Origin of the sequence: Microbacterium sp. NPDC055910 (assembly GCF_042271185.1) — a bacterium.
Lineage (GTDB): Bacteria > Actinomycetota > Actinomycetes > Actinomycetales > Microbacteriaceae > Microbacterium.
Genome location: NZ_JBHJZS010000001.1, coordinates 182,519 through 200,540, shown reverse-complemented (window position 1 = coordinate 200,540; position 18,022 = coordinate 182,519). Strand labels below are relative to the sequence as shown.

General features: G+C 68.5%; 17 protein-coding genes. 12 read left to right on the top strand and 5 right to left on the bottom strand.

Annotation, left to right across the window (positions count from 1 at the left end; all coding sequences use genetic code 11):
• Positions 1-33: 33 nt before the first annotated feature.
• From ACFC3F_RS00985 to ACFC3F_RS00970, 4 genes are read left to right on the top strand one after another with little or no spacing between them, the layout of a single operon-like run.
• On the top strand, positions 34-192 hold the full coding sequence (locus ACFC3F_RS00985) for a hypothetical protein (protein WP_376125427.1): 159 nt from the start codon (positions 34-36) through the stop codon (positions 190-192).
• Between the two features lie 31 nt (positions 193-223).
• Positions 224-976 carry a glycosyltransferase family A protein gene (locus tag ACFC3F_RS00980; RefSeq protein ID WP_376125615.1) on the top strand — a complete coding sequence of 251 codons (753 nt, stop codon included), beginning with the start codon at positions 224-226 and terminating at the stop codon, positions 974-976.
• On the top strand, positions 973-1,800 hold the full coding sequence (locus ACFC3F_RS00975) for an endonuclease/exonuclease/phosphatase family protein (protein WP_376125425.1): 828 nt from the start codon (positions 973-975) through the stop codon (positions 1,798-1,800). Before ACFC3F_RS00980 ends, ACFC3F_RS00975 begins: the two co-directional genes overlap by 4 nt.
• Positions 1,797-2,411 (top strand): hypothetical protein, encoded by a 615-nt coding sequence (locus ACFC3F_RS00970; protein WP_376125423.1) that lies wholly within the window; start codon positions 1,797-1,799, stop codon positions 2,409-2,411. Before ACFC3F_RS00975 ends, ACFC3F_RS00970 begins: the two co-directional genes overlap by 4 nt.
• Here ACFC3F_RS00970 and ACFC3F_RS00965 read toward each other — a convergent pair.
• Positions 2,368-3,114: a sulfurtransferase gene (locus ACFC3F_RS00965; protein ID WP_376125420.1), complete on the bottom strand. Its 747-nt coding sequence runs from the start codon at positions 3,112-3,114 to the stop codon at positions 2,368-2,370. The genes ACFC3F_RS00970 and ACFC3F_RS00965 overlap by 44 nt on opposite strands.
• A gap of 147 nt (positions 3,115-3,261) precedes the next feature.
• On the opposite strand from ACFC3F_RS00965, the gene ACFC3F_RS00960 reads away from it, so the two are divergent.
• The 5 genes from ACFC3F_RS00960 (at position 3,262) to ACFC3F_RS00940 (ending at position 9,263) form a co-directional block, all read left to right on the top strand.
• Entirely contained in the window at positions 3,262-3,561 is a 300-nt protein-coding gene (locus ACFC3F_RS00960; RefSeq protein ID WP_376125418.1) for a DUF6412 domain-containing protein, read from the top strand.
• A 130-nt stretch (positions 3,562-3,691) separates the two neighbouring features.
• A complete protein-coding gene (locus ACFC3F_RS00955; protein ID WP_376125417.1) occupies positions 3,692-4,441 on the top strand; it encodes a YidC/Oxa1 family membrane protein insertase in 750 nt (249 codons plus the stop codon).
• A 105-nt stretch (positions 4,442-4,546) separates the two neighbouring features.
• Complete coding sequence (locus tag ACFC3F_RS00950) at positions 4,547-6,142, top strand: hypothetical protein (RefSeq protein WP_376125414.1); 1,596 nt, start codon at positions 4,547-4,549, stop codon at positions 6,140-6,142.
• A 38-nt stretch (positions 6,143-6,180) separates the two neighbouring features.
• A complete protein-coding gene (locus tag ACFC3F_RS00945; protein WP_376125411.1) occupies positions 6,181-7,596 on the top strand; it encodes a plasmid pRiA4b ORF-3 family protein in 1,416 nt (471 codons plus the stop codon).
• A gap of 152 nt (positions 7,597-7,748) precedes the next feature.
• On the top strand, positions 7,749-9,263 hold the full coding sequence (locus ACFC3F_RS00940; RefSeq protein ID WP_376125408.1) for a DUF222 domain-containing protein: 1,515 nt from the start codon (positions 7,749-7,751) through the stop codon (positions 9,261-9,263).
• A gap of 399 nt (positions 9,264-9,662) precedes the next feature.
• Here the strand turns inward: ACFC3F_RS00940 and ACFC3F_RS00935 are convergent, their stop codons facing one another.
• On the bottom strand, positions 9,663-10,079 hold the full coding sequence (locus tag ACFC3F_RS00935) for a hypothetical protein (protein WP_376125406.1): 417 nt from the start codon (positions 10,077-10,079) through the stop codon (positions 9,663-9,665).
• A 131-nt stretch (positions 10,080-10,210) separates the two neighbouring features.
• Here ACFC3F_RS00935 and ACFC3F_RS00930 point away from each other — a divergent pair, with 131 nt between their 5' ends.
• Positions 10,211-10,813: a helix-turn-helix transcriptional regulator gene (locus ACFC3F_RS00930; protein WP_376125403.1), complete on the top strand. Its 603-nt coding sequence runs from the start codon at positions 10,211-10,213 to the stop codon at positions 10,811-10,813.
• A 15-nt stretch (positions 10,814-10,828) separates the two neighbouring features.
• Here the strand turns inward: ACFC3F_RS00930 and ACFC3F_RS00925 are convergent, their stop codons facing one another.
• The 3 genes from ACFC3F_RS00925 to moaA all read right to left on the bottom strand — a co-directional run bounded on the left by ACFC3F_RS00925 (position 10,829) and on the right by moaA (position 15,232).
• Positions 10,829-13,165: an FdhF/YdeP family oxidoreductase gene (locus tag ACFC3F_RS00925; RefSeq protein ID WP_376125401.1), complete on the bottom strand. Its 2,337-nt coding sequence runs from the start codon at positions 13,163-13,165 to the stop codon at positions 10,829-10,831.
• The gene (gene fdhD, locus ACFC3F_RS00920; protein WP_376125399.1) at positions 13,162-14,049 is read right to left on the bottom strand and encodes a formate dehydrogenase accessory sulfurtransferase FdhD; all 888 of its coding nucleotides are present in this window, start codon (positions 14,047-14,049) and stop codon (positions 13,162-13,164) included. The genes ACFC3F_RS00925 and fdhD overlap by 4 nt, the downstream gene beginning before the upstream one ends.
• A gap of 64 nt (positions 14,050-14,113) precedes the next feature.
• Positions 14,114-15,232 (bottom strand): GTP 3',8-cyclase MoaA, encoded by a 1,119-nt coding sequence (gene moaA, locus ACFC3F_RS00915; protein ID WP_376125396.1) that lies wholly within the window; start codon positions 15,230-15,232, stop codon positions 14,114-14,116.
• A 232-nt stretch (positions 15,233-15,464) separates the two neighbouring features.
• Here moaA and ACFC3F_RS00910 point away from each other — a divergent pair, with 232 nt between their 5' ends.
• Positions 15,465-16,910 (top strand): cytochrome ubiquinol oxidase subunit I, encoded by a 1,446-nt coding sequence (locus ACFC3F_RS00910; RefSeq protein ID WP_376125393.1) that lies wholly within the window; start codon positions 15,465-15,467, stop codon positions 16,908-16,910.
• Between the two features lie 8 nt (positions 16,911-16,918).
• Positions 16,919-17,953: a cytochrome d ubiquinol oxidase subunit II gene (gene cydB / locus ACFC3F_RS00905; RefSeq protein WP_376125390.1), complete on the top strand. Its 1,035-nt coding sequence runs from the start codon at positions 16,919-16,921 to the stop codon at positions 17,951-17,953.
• Positions 17,954-18,022 lie beyond the last annotated feature (69 nt).

Sequence of the window (18,022 nt, the reverse complement as noted above, 5' to 3'; positions counted from 1 at the left end):
CCGCCACGCCGATCCGTACCCCGAGGAGCAGCCATGAGCATGTCCACCCCACCCCCTCCCGGCGACCCGACGAGCCCCGAGCCCATGCCGCCGCACCCCGAGGAGCCGCTCGCCCCGACTCCGGAGGAGCCCCTCGCGCCCACGCCCGACGAGCCGGGCTTTCCGACGCAGCCGCGCGCCGGGGGCGCCTGAGGCGGCCAGAGAGCGGACCGTCTCGGTCGTCATTCCCGTGAAGGACGACGACCGCGAACTCGCCCGCTGTCTGCGGGCACTCGCGGCACAGACCCGCCGGCCGGACGAGATCATCGTCGTCGACAACGGCTCCTCGGATGCTTCGGCTGATGTCGCCCGGGCGGCGGGGGCGCAGGTCGTGCGCTGCATCCAACCGGGCATCCCCGCCGCCGCCGCCCACGGCTACGACCACGCGACGGGTGACCTCGTGCTGCGACTCGACGCGGATTGTCTCCCCACCGAGGGCTGGGTCGAAGCGATGATCGACGCCTTCGCGGCCCGACCCCACGTCGACCTCATCACCGGCGGGGCGCGCTTCGACGACGGCCCCCGGATGCTGCGGGTTCCGCTCGCCGCGGTGTACCTCGGCGCCTACGTCGCGGTGCTCACGCCGACGCTCGGCCACCTGCCCCTCTTCGGGTCGAACCTCGGCTTCCGGCGCAGGGTGTGGCGCGGCATCCGCTCATCGGTGCATCGCGACGACCCTGACCTGCACGACGATCTGGACCTCGCCTTCCACGTCGGCGAACGGCACCGCATCCGCTACCTGCGCGACACGGGGATGGGCATGTCGATGAGGCCGTTCGCGAGTCGGCGCGCCTTCGCCCGGCGGCTGTGGCGCGGGGCCCGCACCGTCGTGGTCCACTGGCCGGCCGACTTCCCGCCCGTTCGCTGGGTCAAGCTCGCGCTGCGCCGTCTCGGCGTCGGCCAGCGGCCTCGACGGCCCCGGAGCGCCGCCGCATGACCGATCCGCTCATCGGCCCCGCCGCTCCTCCCGACCTGCACGTCATGACGTTCAACGTGCGCCGGCGGATCGACGCTCCGCTCGTGCGGCGCGCAGACCGGTGGGCGGCGCGTCAGCCTCGTCTGGCGGCGCTGCTCGCTGCGGAGCAGCCGACGCTCGTGGGAGCGCAAGAGGCCCTTCCCGATCAGGCGGCCGCGATCCGTGCGGCGCTCGGCGCGAACTACCGGTTCGTCGGCCGCGGACGACGAGCGGACGGCCGGGGCGAAGGCTGCCCCCTCTTCTACGACGCCACGCGGCTCGAGCTGCTCGAGCACTCGCAAGAGGCCTTGTCGACCACGCCCGCGCGGGCGGGATCCCGATCGTGGGGCGCGCCCCTGCCCCGCGTGCTCGTGCGCGCGACGCTGCGCGACCGCGCGACCGGCGCGTGCTTCGTCGCCGTCAACACGCACCTCGACCCCTTCTCACCCTGGGCGCGGATCCGATCGGCACACCGCATCCGTCGGATCGTCGCGGGCGGCGCTCTTCCGGCGATCGTGACGGGCGATTTCAACGCGGCGCCCGGCTCCGCGGCCGTGCGCGAGCTCCTCGCGGGCGGCGCGCTGCGCGACACGTGGCCCGCTGCCGAGGAGCGCCTGACGCCGGCATGGGGGACGTTCGCCGACTACCGGCGGCCTCGTTCCGGCGGCGCGCGCATCGATATCGTCGCGGTGACGCCCGACGTGCAGGTCGTGGCAGCGGGCATCAACGCCCGTCCCATCGAGGGCGGCTGGCCCTCGGACCACCTCCCCGTGCAGACCCGCGTGCGCATCGGGGTGATGTCGTGATCGAGAGCTTCCTGCGCGTGCCGAGGACTCCCGGCGAGATCGCGGCCGACGCCGTGCGCGTCGCCGGCGCCCTCAGCATCGTCGTCGCCGCGATCTGGTTCTCGGCGACGGATGCCGGCATCCTCGCGCTCGCTCTGCCCGGGCTCCTCCTGCCGAGGTTCGTCGGCGTGCGGGCGTGGTTCGACATCACGTACGGTCTCACCGTGCTGCTGGCGACATGGAGCAACGTGCTCGACCTGTACCGCTCCGTCCCATGGTGGGACATCCCCGCCCACGCCATCTGCACGGCGGTGATGGCCGCCGTCGCATACCTCGCGCTCGCGCGGCTGCGCGTCGTGCCGGAGCCGCGTAGCCCCGCCTTCTCGCGCCGCGTGCCGATCGTGCTCGTCACGGTCATCGGCCTCGCGCTGAGCGCGCTGTGGGAGATGGTCGAGTGGGCCGGCTACGCGTTCATCACCGATGAGATCTACGTGACCTACGTCGACACGATCGGCGACATGGCCGCGGGCGGTCTCGGCGCGCTGGCCGCCGGCATCCTGCTCGCGTACGTGCGCCTCGACCGCGATCTCAGCGCGGCGAACCCTGCAGGGCGGGTGCGAGCTCGGGCGTGAGCGATTCCCGCTCATCGAACACGAAGCACTCCCCCGCCCAGTGCTCCGCGCCGACGTGCTCGAAATAGCCGAGGATGCCACCCTCGAGCTGCCGCGCGTCGACACCCTGCTCGCGCAGATAGAGCGCCGCCTTCTCGCAGCGGATGCCGCCCGTGCAGAAGCTCACGACCGTCTTGCCCTCGAGGTCGGCGCGGGCTCGGGCAGCGGCATCCGGGAATTGCGTGAACCGTTCGATGCGCCAATCCAGGGCGCCGCGGAACGTCCCGTAGTCGACCTCGAACGCGTTGCGGGTGTCGAGCAGGACGACCTCCCGGCCGTCGTCGTCGTGACCGTCGTCGAGCCAGCGCTGCAGCGTCTGCGGGGACACCGCGGGGGCGCGACCGTGCTCCGGGCGGATCGTGGGGTGGTCCATGCGGATGATCTCGCGCTTGACCTTGACGAGCATCCTGCGGAACGGCTGATCGGCGGACCAGCTCTCCTTCGTCGTGAGCGCGGCGAAGCGCTCATCGGCGCGCAGGTCGGCGACGAAGCCCCGCACGGCGTCCGCGTCTCCAGCGAGGAAGAGGTTGATCCCCTCTTCGGCGAGGAGGATCGTGCCGGCGAGCCCGGCAGCGACGGCACGCTCACGCAGGGGTGCGCGCAGAGCCGTCGCGTCGTCGATCCTCGTGAAGAGGTACGCGGAGATGTTGAGAACGGATGCCACGGCCTCCAGCCTACGAGTTCGCGCCCGCAGCGGTGGGAGTCGTCGGTGTGAGAACGGGTGATCCGGCGCGGCCTCTCTCCGGGTTCCTGTCCACGCGAGCCCAAGCCGCGCAGCTGTTAGCGTGAAACCGAGACGAGGAGGAGGCGCATGTTCGACACGCTGCTGTCCTCCGTGCAGATTCTGCTCTCGGTCCTGGGGTTCGCGGGCGGAGTCGACCTCGCTTCCCTCGGCGGCATGACGGGCGCCCTCGCGCTCACCGTCGCGGTGCTCGCAGCGGCGGCGGTGCTGCTCACCGTCGTCGCGATGACGCACCCCGCAGCGGGCGGTGCCTCTCCGCCGCATCCGCTCCGCGCGATCGACATCTCCTCCCCGCTCCTGCAGAGCGATCCGGATGCCCCGGGGCACCCTCGCCCACGAGCACCACAGGTCGCGGCCTCGGCCGCGTAGCAGTCGACGCCCGCGCACCGCGCACCGGCATCCCCTCGCGGCCGATCCTCTCCTGATCGGCCAACAGTGGCGGCATCCGCCGATGGCCGATCGATGACCCCGATCGACCTCTGCAGAACGGATACCGCCCGTGGACCTCTTCGCATTCCCGCCCCTCGCCGCCCTCCTCGACCTCGCCTCCTCCGGGCTCACGGGACTGTCGTCCCTGCTCGAACCCCTCGCCGGCGTCTCCGCCGCCGCGACCGCCGTCGTCGTCGTGACGCTCCTCGTTCGCGCGATCCTCATCCCCACCGGCATCGCGCAGGCGAAGGCCGAGCAGACCCGCGCACGCCTTGGGCCCAAGCTGCGTGACCTGCACAAGCGCTGGGCGAAGAACCCGGAGCGGCTCCAGCGCGAGACGATGCAGCTGTACCGCGACGAACGCACATCGCCCTTCGCGGGATGCCTTCCGGTTCTCGCGCAGGCACCGGTCGTGGGGATCCTCTACGCCGTCTTCCTGCATCCGGTCATCGCCGGGCATCCGAATGCGCTTCTCGACGAGACGCTGCTCGGCGTGCCGCTGGGCACGAGCCTCGCCGGCACGGCGGCGTCCGGCTCGCTCGACGTCGGGACGGCTCTCGTCTTCGGCGTCCTCGTCCTCCTCATCGCGATCGTCGGCGAGGTGACCAGACGCGTATTCCGGATGCCGCAGCCCTCGCGCGACGCGGAATCGCCCGTCCCGGCGATACCGAGCTGGCTCGTCGGCGGCCTGCAGTTCGTGACCGCGATCGTCGCGCTCTTCGTCCCGCTCGCCGCGGGGCTGTATCTGCTCACGACGGTCACCTGGACGCTCGCGCAGCGGGCCGTGCTGCGGCGCATCTATCCGCTCCCCGTCTCGTAGGCGCCCGGGAACGTGGATTCCTCCCCAGCCAGGCGTTCGGTCCCGGGTTCCACTGAACTGCCGTGGCCGTGACCGCCGTGTCGTGTGCACCCCTAGCGTCGTCGCATGCGCTCATCCGCCGTCCGCCATGTCACTCATCTGCGTCTGACCCTCGTCGGTCCGGTACCCGAGATCCGGCGTGATGTCGCCGTGGATCGCAGCCTCTCTCTGGCCGATCTGCATCGCATCGTGCTCGCCGTCTTCGACCGGCCGCAGTGCAGACATCACCTCTTCACCGACACGCTCGACAGACGCAGCTGGTCGCGCGGACGACGACGATGGGGCGACCGCTGGACGATGATCGACTTGCGCGATCCGAACGTCATCGACGAGGCGACCGCGCGCATCGGCAGTGTGCTGCACGAATCGCACACCATTTACCACGGTCACACGTGCCCCTCCGGCTGGCTCATCGAGATCGAAGCGGGCGTCGATGACATCGTCCCCTCCTCCGATCCGCCCGCCCGCGTTCTCGACGGTGCGCGACGCGCACCTCTCCCGTGCTGCCGTAGGCCGTACGAGCACGATGTCCTCGTTGGGGTGCTCGCCGATACCGACCACCCGGACCACGACGCCATGCGAGCATGCCTGGCGTCGACGGTCGGCCCATGGGCGCGCTTCGATCCAGAGGAGTTCGACCTCGGTGCGGTCCAGCGCGCGCTCGACGGTCTGTTCACAGGAGCGGGCGGCAGAGGACCGCTGACGCGGCTCGTCGACAGGTTTCCGGCGGCGACGCGACCGGGCCTGCGCGCCCATCTCGCCGCGGCAGGTCTCGAACTGCCCGCGGTCGTGACGGCGGACGAAGCCGACGACACGGTGCGGGACTTCCGGTGGCTCATCGAGTGCGCCGGTGCCGCCGGCATCCCGCTCATCGACGGCGCCCCGGACCCGTCGGTCATCGCGAAGGGGATCCGGGAGCTGGGCGGCGACGAAGCGAGGATGCTCCAGCTCGTCGCATGGGCACGGCGGCTGCGACTGCTGTACCTGCGCGGCGGGCGTCTCATCGCGAAGAAGAGTGTCCTCGCGGCCGCACGCTCGTCGTTCGATCTGTGGATGCTCCTGGCCGAAGCGACGATGTCCGGCGCTGTGTCGAGATCATCGTCGACGGCGCAGGCACTCTTCCTGCTCGCGATCGCAGATGGGAGCCTCATCGACCCTGAGATCGGCGTCGAGCACGCGGCACAGGCTCTGCAACCGATGCAGACCCGCTTTCCCCCACCCTGGGACATGTACGAGTACAGCGACCGCGATGATGACTGCGACTCACGCTGCGACTGCTCCGACGCTCTCGGTGCGACGTGGCATGCCCTCGTCACGAAGGCGATCCGGGATGCTGCGACGGCCGAATCGCGCGACGGTGCCAGCACCGTGGCATCCGCGCTCGAGCCAGACGCCATGCACGAACTCGGTGTGCCCCGCGAGTGGGTAGCAGGCGACATCAGTGCGGCGGCATCTGTTGCGACGAGGATTCGCGGGAAGGCCGAGACAGACTCGCGCAAGGATGCCTTCATGAGCGAGGTCGGCGACGTCACCGATCTGCTCTCGCTGTTCGGACTCGCGCGTACCGATGACGGCGGGTGGCTCGTCCCGTCCACCCTCCGCGAGTTCGCCCGCGCCGCCCTCCAGAGCCGATACGGGACCGGGCGGTCCCAGCCCTTCTGAGACGCACGAACATGCTGAGCAATACATACGATCGGGACGTGACGAAGCAGACCGAAACACGGACCTTCACTCGACTCCGCATCACGCTCGAAGGCAGCGATCCTGAGATCTGGCGCACTTTCGACATCGACGCGTCGCTGAGCCTGCGCGACCTGCACGACGCGATCCAGCTCGCGATGGGCTGGCGCATGTCGCACCTGTACGCGTTCACCGACGTGGATCCGACGGAGGCGAGTCGCGGTCTTCCTCGAATCGGCCGCGCCGCGCGCCGGTGGAGCGAACCCGACCCGTTCGACGATGGTCCACCCAGCGAGTCCGATGAGGCGACGACGATCCTCGAGGCCTTCGCGTTCGATGGGCCGCTCTTCTACGAATACGACTTCGGTGACGGCTGGACGCATCGCATCGACCTCATCGAGCGCGGTGCCATGGATCCGCACGAACCTTCCGTCACTCTCGTGCGGGGCGAGAATCGTGGGCCGTTCGAGGATTCGGGCGGGCCGCACGGGTTCTACGAGAAGCTCGACGCACTCGGCGACCCGACGCATCCGGAGCACGATGACACGGCTCGCTGGGTGCGCCTCACGGTCGGCCCGTGGACGCCCCTCGACCCCGCGCACTTCGATGCGGACGTCGTGCAGGCCGAGCTCAATCTGCGCTTCAGTCCCGCATCGACGGGGGCTGCCGTCTCCGACATGTCCGGGCTCGTCCCGGCGCATCCGACGGCAGACTCGCTCGATGAGTCGTCGCCGATCGTCGAACTCGCTTCGAATCTTCCTGTGCCCTATCGCGTCGAGCTCCGCGCGCATCTGGAGCGAGCGGGCGTCTTCGACGAGGCGCCGCCGGACGCTGAGTCGATGGATCGCATGATGGCCCCGTTCCGCTGGCTGATCGAGAGCGTCGGCGGCGATGGCCTCGTCCTCACGAAGGCCGGATGGATGCCGCCGGCCACCGTCCTGGACGGAATGACGCGCCTCGGCTGGCGCGACGAATGGATCGGCGAAGCGAACCGCGAGGACATGACGTGGCCTATGCGTCACTTCCGCGCGGCCGCGCAGCGGATGGGGATCGTGCGTGTCTACAAGGGCCGCCTCATGCTCGGCGCCGAGGCAAAGAAGGCACTCACTCAGCCGGAGCTCACATGGCGGCTGGTCACGTCACGCCTTCTGCGGGGGCTCGATGACGCGGAGCGCGATGCCTCGACTCTGTGGCTGCTGACGATCGCCGACGGCACGCACTCTGTGCCGGGGGCAGCGCTCGCCGCGATCGGCTTCGGCCTCGAGGCGATCGGCTGGAGACCGCGCGACGCGGACGAGTTCACGGCTCGCACGATCGACGCGCTCACCGCCCGCGTGAACCATGTCCTCGAGGACGTCGGTGCATACACCGGGCAGAGGCGCCGGTCGGGTCTGACCGACGACGGACGCGCGTTCGCGCGTGCGGCGCTGCGCTGAGCTTCCGGGTCGGGTTGCGCTGAGTTCCCGGTGCTGCACTTCGGCGCGTTGCACCGAGTTCCCGGCACGTCGCACTCAGTTTCCCGTGCTGAGTTATCCACAATCCATAGTTTCTTTGTTCGAATGTCGGTGGCGAATGTCACACTGTACATATGAATCTCCTGGCGAACATCGAAGGTCGGCTTACCCGCCTGTCGACGTTCGCTGAGCTGACAGCTCCGGCGGGCGATCTCCCGACCACCGTGCTCGAATTGGGCGACAGCTCCGTCATCGAGATCGCGAAAGATCTCGCGGGCATCGCCAACGACATCGCACGGCTGCAGGCACTCGTCGCCGGGGTCGCCGCGCACCGATCGCAGCGCACCGCCGGTCACAGCGGACTCGCCGCGACGCAGGGCCATGCCACCCCGGCATCCCTCATCCAGGCGATCACCGGTGGTACGAAGGCCGATGCGACCCGCCAGGTGCGGGTGGGGATCTCGCTGCTCGAAGACACCATCGGATCGGGATCGGAGGCGGGTTCGGGGGCGGGTGGTAGCACTGAGACCGACGCCGTCAATGCCGCACCGCCACCGGTCGCGTGGCATGCACCCCTGCGTGAAGCACTCATGGACCGACGTCTGACCTCCGCGCAGCATGACGCGATCCGCCGCGGTCTCGGTCAGCCGCTCGACGAGTCCGCGGATGCGAACGAAGTGTGGAGCGTCGCCGCGTGCCAGTTGATCGACGAGGCCGGCGCGATGACCGTCGAAGACCTCGGCACGAGAGCACGAGCCATGCGCGATGCGCTCGACACCGTCGGCGCCGAAGAGCGCTACGCACGCCGGTACGCCAACCGGGCGTTCCGCACCTGGGTCGACACCGACGGCCAGCACCACGGTCGCATCACGTTCGACGATGAGATGGGCTTGTGGGTGCAAGCCATGAGGGATGCCGCGCTCCGCCCGCGCCGTGGCGGACCGCGATTCCTCACCGAAGAGGAGCGCGCAGCGGCCACACAGCTCTTGGATGACCCGCGCACCAATGATCAGCTTCAGTACGACCTGTTCATGGCGGTTCTCCGCGCAGGATCGCTCGCGGAGGCGAAGGACGTCTTCGGTGCGCGGCAGCCCGGTGTCCGGATGATCGTCGTGAAAGACCCGAGCTCCGGTGTCGATGTCGGCAGACGAGACGCTTTCGGCCGACTGCTGGCCGTGGGATACGCCGAAGACGGCGGCCAGGCCCTCCCGGGATCGATCATCGACCGCAACCTCTGCATGAACGGCTCGACCGCGATCACCGTCGACGCGTGCGGCAATCCTCTCGACGTCGGGCACGAGCAACGACTGTTCACCCCGGCCCAGCGGATCGCCCTCACTGCTCGCGACGGCGGATGCATGTGGCCGGCGTGCGCGATGCCGGCGTCCTACTGCGAATCGCACCACATCGACCATGTCGCCGACGGCGGCAGGACCGACATCGACCGCGGCATCCTGCTCTGTCGGTATCACCATCTCCTCCTCCACAACCGCGGATGGCGAATCCGTCGTGTCGAGAAGGGACGATTCGTGCTGCATCCGCCGCCTGATGTGGGCGAGGAGCCGATCATCCTCGCGTCGAAGGCCTCGTGGAAGTGGGCGTGGGATCCGCCCCCACCTCCGACACGCTCGGGCTGGCGCGCCGCTTGAGCGGTGCCGGTCTCCTTGGCCTGCGGCCCGCGGTTTGCCGTTCGCGGCCGGTAATTCACGATTCGCAGTTCGCGGCTCGCGGCTCACAGCCCGTAGCTCACAGCCCGTAGCTCACAGCCCGTAGCTCGCGATTCGCAGTTCGCGGATCACGACTCGCGACTCACAGCCCGTAGCTCACAGCCGGCGATTCGCGGCTCGTAGCTCGCGGCGCACGACTCACAGCCCGCAAGCCCACAGCCCGCAGCCCGCCACTCCCTGGCTCGTGATCCGCGATCCGTGACCCGTGACCCGTGACCCGCCGGCCACGACCCGCGCCCGAGCCATCCGCCGCAGACCACCGACGTGACATGCCGCACGGGTACCGGCATACCGCACCAGCTATTCGACGGTCCACCACGCCTATTCGACGGTCCACCACGCGACGTCGACGAGACACAGCGCGTCGCCCGTCTCCCGGTAGAAGACGTCCCCCGGGTACTCCACGCCCGAGGCAACCCGATCGACAGGCAACGACAGGTTGATGCTCCACGCCGGCTCCAGCGAGGCCTGATCCGGCCAGTAGTCTGCGACGAACCGCTCGGGTTCCTCCGCCGACAGCCCCACCCAATCGTCGGGATCGCGCAGCTCCGGATCATGTCCCGCGCACACGAACGAGGCGCCGTCACCGGCTGCGGCCGCATCGATCAGCTCCTCCGTCGTCTCGATCACACCGGCGCCTTCGACACCCCAGATCAGCGTGTCGACCGAACATCCCGCGAGCGCCACGACGAGCGATCCCACCGCGCCGACGGCGAGAGCCCGGTGCATTCGTCTCATGACGCCGACACTATGGCATCGGCTCACGGGTCGACGACCTGCGCCACGACGCTCCCGACCATCGCTGCCATCCCGCAGCCACGTCGGTGACGAAGGCCACGTCGTCACCCGGTCGGTGGGAGGATCGAGGCATGAGCCGAACGTCGTACAGCGCGATCTCGAGCTATTCGCGGGTCGAGATCCTGCACCTCCTGCAGGAGCAGCCCGGACGCACGATCCAGGACCTCTGCGACCGCACGGGACTGCACGCCAACACGGTGCGCGAGCACATCCAGCGGCTCATCGACGCAGGCCACGTCGTGCAGGAGCGCGAGCACCGAACGACACGCGGCCGTCCGCGCATGCTGTACAGCGCCGCGACCGGCGAGCCCGACGCCTCGAGCCCCGTCGCGCGCAAGAAGGTGCAGGATGCCGCCAGACGCGGCGACCTCATGCGACGCGTGATCCCCGAATCAGCCGGACCGCTCGAGGGCGAAGCACTCCATCAGCTCGACGCGATCGTCGATGACCTCGTCGACGCCGGCTTCGACCCCGTCGTCGATCAGGAAGCCCTGACGATCGACCTCACTCCGTGTCCGCACGCAACGGCCCAAGGCGAACATCTCGAGACACTCTGCCGTGTGCACGTCGGACTCATGCGCAGCGTCCTCTCCGAAGCGGGAGGCCCGCTCCGCGTCGAGGCCGTCGAGGACGGCTGCGACCCGGCCACGTGCGTCGTGCTGCTGAGCCGCTGACCACACTCGCGACGCCTACACGGCGACGGGGCGACCGCCTGCTGCCGGCTGGGTGCCCTTCTCGATCCGCACGATGATCTGCTTCGACGTCGGCGTGTTGCAGATGTCCGCGACCGCACCACGCGGCACGAGGACGTTCGCCTCGGGGAAGTACGCCGCGACGCACCCCTTGACCGTCGGATATGACACGGCGCGATAGCCGCGCAGAACTCGATCGGACTCCCCCGGCCATTCGCTGAAGATGTCGACGGTGTCTCCGTCGACGAGTCCACGCGCCGCGAGGTCGTCGGGATGGACGAAGAGGACGAAGCGCCCCTTGTGGATGCCGCGATACCGATCGTTCAGGGAGTAGATCGTGGTGTTGTGTTGGTCGTGCGCACGCATCGACTGCATCATCAAGCGCCCCTCGGGAACCGTGACGTGCTCGACCTCCTGGATCGTGAACTCGGCCTTGCCGGACGGGGTCGGGAAGGTGCGCGAGTCCCGCGGCGGATGCGGCAGCACGAATGTCAGGTCCTTGCGGATCCGCTCGTCGAAGTCGTCGAAGCCCGGCACGACGCGCGAGATCGACCCGCGGATCCGGGCATAGTCTCGCTGGAAATCACCCCAGGGGATGCCGGGACGCGACTCGGCGAACAGCCGCTTGCCGAGCTCGCACAGGATCCACACGTCCGACCGCACATCATCGGACACGGGAGCGAGCTCACCATGACTCATGTTGATGCGGCACACGGTGTCTTCACTTGTGACGAACTGCAGGCCGTTCTCGGTCACGTCGCGCTCGGCACGCACGAGTGCCGGCAGCAGCAGCGACTCCTCGCCCGTCACGACGTGCGATCGGTTGAGCTTCGTCGCGATCTGCACCGTCAAGCCGACCTTGCGCACGCCCTCTTCGGCGCGACCCGAGTCGCTCATCGCCGCGACGAGATTGCCGGCGAGTGAGACGAAGACCCCGACCGTGCCGGCATCCATCGCGTTCATGGCATCGACGGAGTCGAGGCCGTCGGCCGTCGGCACCGTGAAGCCGAACTCCTTCTCGAGCTGCGACGCGAAGGCGGGACTGATCTTCTCCCAGATCCCCATCGTGCGATCGCCCTGCACATTGCTGTGCCCACGAATCGGAGACGCCCCCGCACCACGCTTGCCGATGTTGCCGCGCAGCAGCAGGAGGTTCATGATCTCGGCGATCGTCGCGACGGCCTTCTTGTGCTGCGTGATTCCGAGCGCCCACGTGATGATCGTGCCGTTGCTGGCGATGTAGCGCTCCGCGAGCTCGTCGAGCTCGGCGCTCGTGAGCCCCGTCGCCGTGAGCACCTCCGCCTCATCGATCTGCATGATGTGCTCGCGGTACGCCTCGAACCCGTGGCAGTGCGTCTGGATGAAGTCGTGGTCGAGCACGGTTCCGGGCGCCTTGGCCTCGGCCTCGAACACTCGCTTGGCGACGGCCTGCAGCATGTGCTGGTCGCCGCCGATCTTGATCTGCACGAACTGGTCGGCCATCTTCGTGCCCGAGCCCAGCTCGCCCGAGACCTTCTGCGGGTTCTTGTACCGCTGGAGCGACGCCTCCGGCAGCGTGTTGACCGCCACGATCTTGCCGCCGCGGGTCTTCGTGTCCTCGAGCGCGTTGAGCATGCGCGGGTGATTCGTGCCGGGGTTCTGCCCCATGACGATGACGAGATCCGCCCACGCGAAATCGTCGTAGTGCACCGTCGACTTGCCGATCCCGATCGCGGGAGTCATGCCCGACCCCGTCGCCTCGTGGCACATGTTGGAGCAGTCCGGCAGGTTGTTCGTGCCGAGGGCACGCGCGAACAGCTGGAACAGGAACGCCGGCTCGTTCATGATCCGGCCCGACGTGTAGAAGACCGCCTCGTCGGGGCTGTCGAGCCCGCGCAGCCGGTCGGCGAGCAGGTCGAGCGCAGCCTCCCACGAGATCGGCTCGTAGTGATCGGAGCCCTTCGCCTTGTACATCGGCTTCGTGATCCGACCCTGCAGTCCCAGCCAGTACTCGCTCTTGTCGAGCATGCTCGTGAGGCTGTTCTCCCGCCAGAACGAGTCCTCGATGACGACGGGCGTGGCATCCCAGACGATGTTCTTGATGCCGTTCTCGCAGAACTCGATCGCCTTCGAGTGATCGGGGTTGGCCCACGCGCACGACGGACAGTCGAAGCCCTTCTTGTGATTGATCGTGAGCGAGAGCTTCGCGGTGCGCAGCGTTCCGAGATGCTCTTCGAGCGGCAGCATCGCCTTCTCGACGGCCTCGATGCCCACGGCGTAGCCCATGGGTTTCTTCACCTCGAGGTCGGCGTCGGTGAAGTCCTCCGCGAGCGGGTGATCGAAGGGGTTGATCATGCGCGTGCTCCTTCCGCCCTTCCGGCGGGAAGAGCGTTCGTCAGACGTTCGGGGTGGGCATAGACGTTCATGGTGTCGCCCCGGACGAATCCGAGGAGAGTGAGCCCGGATGCCGCGGCCAGTTCGACGGCGAGAGACGACGGCGCCGACACGGCGGACAAGACAGGGATGCCGGCCATGACGGCCTTCTGCACGAGCTCGAAGCTCGCCCGCCCCGACACCTGCAGGACCGTGCCGCGCAACGGCAGCCGGTCGTTCAGGAGCGCCCACCCGACGACCTTGTCGACGGCGTTGTGCCGCCCGACGTCTTCGCGGAGCACGAGCATCTCGCCGGATGCCGCGTCGAAGAGCGCCGCGGCGTGCAGGCCACCGGTCTTCTCGAAGACCGCCTGCTGTTCGCGGAGTCGATCGGGGAACGTCGCGATCATGGCGGGTGCGACATCGGCGTGATCGCTTGTGAGGTCGTACGAGGACACCGTCTCGACGGCGTCGATCGACGCTTTGCCGCAGATGCCGCACGAACTGGTCGTGTAGAAGGCGCGCGCGATGTCCGGCGACGGCGGCGCGACCCCTGGAGCGAGGGTGACATCGAGCACGTTGTAGGTGTTCTCCGCCGTCACGCCGCCCGTGCCGGGACCGCCGCAGTGGATGGCGGAGTGGAACTCCTCCCCGCGGGAGAGGACGCCTTCGGACACGAGGAACCCGGCCGCGAGCTCGATGTCGCTCCCGGGCGTGCGCATCGTGACGGCCAGCGGCGTGCCCGCGACGCGGATCTCGAGCGGCTCTTCGACCGCGAGCGTGTCAGGACGCCGACGCACGATCGGCTCCTGGTCCGCGGAGACCGTGATCCGCGTGACCGGTCGCAGCGCCGTGATCCGACCCATGGCGCCCATGCTAGCCCGGGCGATCTCGCCGGCGTCAGATCTCAGCGCCGGATCCGTGCCATCCTCAGCCGCCGATCGCGTTCATGCCGCGCGCCGGCTGCAGGAAGGACGGATCGTTGATCGCGTGGCCGGGGAGCTTGCCGTGCACGCAGGCGCGCAGCATCCGGTCGATCCCGTCGTCGATCGACCGTTCGGCAAGCTCAGCGACCGGTGTCCGCGGAGGAACCGATCCCTGAGCCTGCCGAAGGGTCGGAACCAGGTCGTACTCGGTCGTCGAGAACAGGCAGTTGCGCAACTGGCCGTCGGCCGTGAGCCTCAGCCGGTCGCAGTCCCCGCAGAACGGCGCCGTGACCGACGCGATGACGCCGACCGAGTGCGCGGAGCCGTCGAGCATCCACCGCTCGGCCGGAGCGCCGCCGCGACCGGGCAACGGTGTGAGCGTCCAGCGCTCGGCGAGCCGGTCGAGGATCTCCTCCCGCGTCACCATGCGCGCACGATCCCACGTGTGTCCCGCGTCGAGCGGCATCTGCTCGATGAAGCGCATCTGCGCGTCGTGTGCGATCGCGAACTCGACGAGATCGACGAGTTCGTCGTCGTTGACGTCGCGCATCGCGACGGCGTTGATCTTGAGCGGCCGCAGACCCGACCTCTGCACCGCAGCGATACCGGCGAGCACGTCGTCGAGCCGGTCCCGCCGCGTGAGGGCATGGAACCGGTCGCGGCGCAGCGTGTCGAGCGAGATGTTGAGCCGTGCAAGGCCCGCCGCCTGCAGCGCCGGAAGGAAATCGGGCAGCCGGATCCCGTTCGTCGTCATCGCGATGTGGGCGGGATCTCCCCCGGGCGTGCGCAGCTCCGCGAGTCGCCGCACGATCTCGACGACGTCGGTCCGCAGCAGCGGCTCGCCGCCCGTGAGGCGGAAGGTCGAGATCCCCGCGGCGGCCGCGACCCGCGCCACCTGGACGATCTCGTCGGTGCTGAGGATGCTGGACCGCGCGAGCCACTCGTTCCCCTGCTCGGGCATGCAGTACGTGCAGCGCAGCGAGCAGCGGTCGGTGAGGGAGATGCGCAGATCCCGGTGCACGCGCCCGTGCGTGTCGATGAGCGGTGCGCCGGGGCGGACCTCATCGACGGATGCCGCGGCCTGCGGCATCCGGATCCCGATCGTCACGGGCACGGCCGTCATGAGCGCACCCTCGCCCGCCCTCGCCTCATACGCCGAGGGTAGCCCGGTTGTGCGGGCCGGCGGCAGCGAGCGACGCTTCCGTGCCTTTTTCACGGCCTGCGTCTCGCCCGCCTGGGAGATTCCTGTGTACCGTGGCGGACACGCGGGCTTCCCGCCTGTGACTATGTGGTCAGACCACATGTTAGCTTTGGTCAGACCACATGAACCGTGTGAGCGATCGGAGAACGCGACCGTGGATCTGCTGGACCCTCTGCTGCTGGCGCGATGGCAGTTCGGCCTGACGACGCTGTACCACTTCATCTTCGTTCCGCTGACGCTCGGCATGGCCGTCACGGTGGCGATCTTCCAGACCGCGTGGGTGCGCACAGGGAACCTGAAGTGGCTTCACCTGACGCGGTTCTTCGGGAAGATCTTCCTGATCAACTTCGCGATGGGCGTCGTGACGGGCATCGTGCAGGAGTTCCAGTTCGGTATGAACTGGTCTTCCTACTCGCGCTTCGTCGGTGACGTCTTCGGCGCCCCGCTCGCCTTCGAAGGCCTCATGGCGTTCTTCTTCGAAGCGACCTTCATCGGCCTGTGGATCTTCGGCTGGGACAAGCTGCCCCGCAAGGTCCATCTCGCGACGATCTGGATCGCCGCGGCGGGCGCCTGGATCTCGGCGTACTTCATCCTCGCGGCGAACGCCTTCATGCAGAACCCCGTCGGCTACCAGATGGCCGAAGACGGCGGTCGCGCCGAGATGGTGGACTTCTTCGCGGTCCTGTTCAATCCGGTCGCGCTCGCGGCGTTCCCGCACACGATCGCCTCGGCGTGCATGTTCAGCGCCGGCGTCATCATCGCGATCGCCGCGTGGCACCTCATGCGCCACCAGCACCAGGAGCTCATGCGACCCGCGCTGAAGTACGGCGGGTGGATGATGATCGTCTCCTTCGCCGCGACAGCGCTCTCGGGCGACCAGCTGGGGCTCGTCATGGTCGACACGCAGCCCATGAAGATGGCTGCGGCCGAAGCACTGTTCAACACGGCGTGCGGCGCGGATGCGTCCTTCTCGATCTTCACGCTCGGCACGCCAGACGGACAGACCGAGCTGTTCTCGATCCGTGTCCCGTACCTTCTCGCGTTCCTGTCGACCCACACCCTGACCGGATGCGTCGAGGGGATCAACGACCTCAACGCGGCGTACACGACCGAGCTCTTCCCGCAGTTCGCCGATCAGGTCGGCGGCAGCTTCGCCCCCATCCTGTGGGTCACGTACTGGTCGTTCCGCTGGATGATGGGCTTCGGCTTCCTCGCGACCGCCGTCGCGGTCGTGGGTCTGTGGGTGACCCGGAAGAAGGCCAAGAAGCCGCCGGCGATGTGGATGTGGCGCGTCGCCGTGTGGTCGGCGCCGCTGGCCCTGTTCGGCATCCTCGTCGGCTGGATCTTCACCGAGATGGGCCGCCAGCCCTGGATCGTGTTCAGCCTCATGCTGACGGAGGACGGCGTCTCGCCGAATGTGCCGGGCTGGAACGTCCTGATCTCGCTCGTGTCGTTCACGCTCATCTATCTCATCCTCGCGATCGTCGAGTTCGGACTGATTGTGAAGACGGTCAAGAAGGGCCCCGAGCCCGTTCCCGAACCGGGCTCGGAGGCCGCCGGGCCGACAGCAGTCGAAGACACGCCCACCACGGTGTACTAGGAGCTGACATGGATCTCGCCTACCTCTGGTTCTTCATCGTCGGATTCCTCTTCGTCGGCTACTTCGTGCTCGACGGGTTCGACTTCGGCGTCGGCATGTCCCTGCCGTTCCTCGGCAAGAACGACGTCTCCCGCCGGCAGGTCATCAACACGATCGGTCCCGTGTGGGACCTCAACGAGACGTGGGTCATCGTCGCGGGGGCCTGCCTGTTCGCGGCGTTCCCGGAGTGGTACGCGACGTTGTTCAGCGGCTTCTACCTGGCGCTGCTGGTCATCCTGCTCGCCCTCATCGTGCGCGGCGTCTCGTTCGAGTACCGGCACCAGCGCGACAGCCTGCGGTGGAAGCGCAACTTCGACCGCATGATCGTCATCGGCTCGGCACTGCCCGCGTTCCTGTGGGGCGTCGCCGTCGCCAACATCGTGCAGGGCGTCCCCCTCGACGCCGACCACGAGTTCATGGGAAGCCTGCTGACCCTGCTGAACCCGTACGGCCTGCTCGGCGGCTTGACCACGCTCCTGCTGTTCTTCACGCACGGCGTGTACTTCGTCGCGCTCAAGACCGACGGGCAGGTGTCGGCCGACGCCCGAAAGCTCGCCGTGCGCTCGGGCCTGGTGACGATCGTCGTCGCGGCGGGCTTCCTGCTGTGGACGATCGCCATGGCCTTCGACCAGGACCGTGACCTCGCCTGGCTCACGGTGCTGTGTTCGGCCGTCGCGGCGGTGCTGCTGATCTCGTCATGGGTGTCGAACCTCCGCGGTCGCGAGGGATGGGCGTTCGGCTTCGGAGCGTTCACGATCGTCAGCGCCGTGCTGGCCCTGTGGTTCGCGCTGTTCCCGTACGTCATGCCGTCGACGGTCGACCTCGCCACCAACAGCCTCACGATCGAGAACGCCTCGAGCACCGACTACACCCTGACGATCATGTCGTGGGCCGCGCTCGTCTTCCTGCCGCTCGTGCTGCTCTACCAGGGCTGGACGTACTGGGTGTTCCGCAAGCGCGTGCGCCGCTCGACGATCGAGAAGGCCGCCGCCGAGGTGCACTGAGCCCCGGCCCCGACCGGACCCGCTGCGGCGGCGGTCGACCACACGCGGACTGGATTAGGGTCGAGAAGG

What these genes read in the sequence shown, in the direction of transcription:
- ACFC3F_RS00935 (WP_376125406.1), bottom strand. Translation starts at nt 10,079, where the DNA reads ATGAGACGAATGCACCGGGCTCTCGCCGTCGGCGCGGTGGGATCGCTC.
- ACFC3F_RS00925 (WP_376125401.1), bottom strand. Translation starts at nt 13,165, where the DNA reads ATGATCAACCCCTTCGATCACCCGCTCGCGGAGGACTTCACCGACGCC.
- fdhD (WP_376125399.1), bottom strand. Translation starts at nt 14,049, where the DNA reads ATGGGTCGGATCACGGCGCTGCGACCGGTCACGCGGATCACGGTCTCC.
- moaA (WP_376125396.1), bottom strand. Translation starts at nt 15,232, where the DNA reads ATGACGGCCGTGCCCGTGACGATCGGGATCCGGATGCCGCAGGCCGCG.
- cydB (WP_376125390.1), top strand. Translation starts at nt 16,919, where the DNA reads ATGGATCTCGCCTACCTCTGGTTCTTCATCGTCGGATTCCTCTTCGTC.
- ACFC3F_RS00940 (WP_376125408.1), top strand. Translation starts at nt 7,749, where the DNA reads ATGAATCTCCTGGCGAACATCGAAGGTCGGCTTACCCGCCTGTCGACG.
- ACFC3F_RS00960 (WP_376125418.1), top strand. Translation starts at nt 3,262, where the DNA reads ATGTTCGACACGCTGCTGTCCTCCGTGCAGATTCTGCTCTCGGTCCTG.
- ACFC3F_RS00975 (WP_376125425.1), top strand. Translation starts at nt 973, where the DNA reads ATGACCGATCCGCTCATCGGCCCCGCCGCTCCTCCCGACCTGCACGTC.
- ACFC3F_RS00985 (WP_376125427.1), top strand. Translation starts at nt 34, where the DNA reads ATGAGCATGTCCACCCCACCCCCTCCCGGCGACCCGACGAGCCCCGAG.
- ACFC3F_RS00930 (WP_376125403.1), top strand. Translation starts at nt 10,211, where the DNA reads ATGAGCCGAACGTCGTACAGCGCGATCTCGAGCTATTCGCGGGTCGAG.
- ACFC3F_RS00950 (WP_376125414.1), top strand. Translation starts at nt 4,547, where the DNA reads ATGCGCTCATCCGCCGTCCGCCATGTCACTCATCTGCGTCTGACCCTC.